Raw genomic sequence first — 1989 nt, 5'->3', positions numbered from 1 at the left:
AACCCATGCTGCTGGGCGGCGTATTCAAAGCCACCGGCAATCACTCGCCTATCGAAATACCAGCCAAAGCCAAATACACCCTCGCCGATTTGCAGCGCTTCGCTACGCGCTATGGCGTGCCGATGGCGTTTAACCCGTTCTTTCCCATCAACACGTTAGTGCTGATGCGTGGCGCGGCGGGTTACTTGGGCACAGCGAATTTCCACACCTATTTGCAGGCCGTGTTTCCCGCGCTGTGGGTGGAGCAAAAGAATATGGGCGACCCCGCGGTTGTCGCCCAAGTATTAAGCGCCGCCGGGCTCGACCCCGAAGAGTTCGGGCGTCTGGTCAATGACGATGAGGTAAAACAACGCCTGAAAGACATCACCGAAGACGCCATCAAGCGCGGCGCTTTTGGTGCGCCGATTTTCTTTGTCGATGGCGAAATGCACTTCGGCCAAGATCGCTTGGATTTTGTCGCCGAGGCCTTGGCCCGCAAGTGAGAGACGAGGCCCTCTGCTAAAGCACTTGTACGCCGCATCCCGTTGCAATGACGGGATGTGTCCCGAGTTTCAACGCCCAATCTGTCTACCGCGCGCCTGCTTTAATTCCTCGAAACTTACATAAACCATCGCAAGTATCCCAACGCATCGGTAATTAATCTTTCGTAATTATTCACCACTTATTTAGCAAAAAGGCGGCAAATAAAAAATATACATAACCGGGAATATTTTCTCGTAAGAAACTTCTGCGCATGCGCTGAGTGGATTGTTTAGTCGCAATTATTGGAGGAACCTTATTCCAGCAAAAAAACAGGTAGTGCAAAAAAACCTCAATAGCGCATCACCTATCAGCGACCAACAAACACTTTTAAACCATCAAGGGTTGTCGCCATGAACATTTTCAAACTGATGGCACTTATCAAATATTCACCACTTAACCACACAACATATAAAACCTATCAACACACAGCTACTAACTCTCCAAATGAAATCCGGCATCAGCCGCCAAAATTGCGGCAAAAACCAATAACGCCCAGGCCAAATTTTACGCAAACGAGCGCATCAGATTGGCGAAGAAAAGTTCGCGACCACCTCATTGCAATCACCATCGCCGCGGCGTCGATACTTGCAGCAGCCACCCCAGCCCACGCGCTTACGAAAGCAACAAACTCAGCGAAACCCTGGGTAATACGTGCTCTTTCTTATGCTAACGGAGACTTGGGCGGCGCGTGCTCCGGAGCGGCCATAAACGAACTGATGGTTATCACCGCCGCCCATTGCAAAGCGGATGTGATCATGTATGAAGACATCGACCACTTTATGGTCGTCAACGCCCGTTACCCCATCGATGGAACAGACATTCAAGTACTGGTGCTGCGTGACTCGCACCCAATTAGCGAATACCCAACGCTTGGCCGTGATCGGCTTGCAATACCCAATGGCGCAATTCCCCCCGGAACCATCGGTACGGTTTACGGATATGGGTCTGCCGATGACTTACCGCAAAAACAGCTAAGCGTTCGCATCGACGGGCACGGCGCAACACCCACAAAAAAAGAGTATCTGCAGGCCATCGCACCCAATGGAGCAGAGACGGAGCTTGGCGATTCTGGAGGCCCTCTGATTATCGACAATCAGCTGGTGGGCATTTTGTCCGGAACACGCATTCATCCAAAAGACGGCCATAAGTACGAAATCTTCAGCGGTATTTCGCCGGTGCTCTCAACTATCCGGCGGTTGGAGCATGCCCGTGAAATGCGCTCTGTCGCAACACAAGACAACAACTTGCTGCCATGGGTCAGTGCCGTCAAAGTCGAAAATCAAGCGGTCCTCATGACCCTGAGCGATGAACTTATCAACTCCGACCGCCAAATAGTCGTATGGGTCAACGGCAGATACTTGGGCGAGGTGCACGGGAAGCACTCTTATTACGCCTACGGACAAAAAATCTCCAACGGCGTCATCTATCGTATGGAAGGCTTCGCTGTGCGCGACACCGACATTATCC

Annotated in this window: 2 protein-coding genes; both read left to right on the top strand. The window is 51.5% G+C overall.

Annotated elements, in window-relative coordinates:
* Window positions 1-482 (top strand): 2-hydroxychromene-2-carboxylate isomerase (locus AAAB16_RS00080; RefSeq protein WP_340661488.1); only part of this gene is annotated, 482 nt, incomplete at its 5' end.
* Window positions 483-872: 390 nt separating this feature from the next.
* Window positions 873-1989, top strand: a 1117-nt coding sequence (locus AAAB16_RS00075; protein WP_340661487.1) for a trypsin-like serine protease, incomplete at its 3' end; no start/stop codon positions are given.

Source organism: Pseudomonas sp., from assembly GCF_037994325.1.
Lineage (GTDB): Bacteria > Pseudomonadota > Gammaproteobacteria > Pseudomonadales > Pseudomonadaceae > Aquipseudomonas.
Note: the sequence above shows the minus strand (reverse complement) of the source record. Positions and strands in the feature narration are given on the sequence as shown.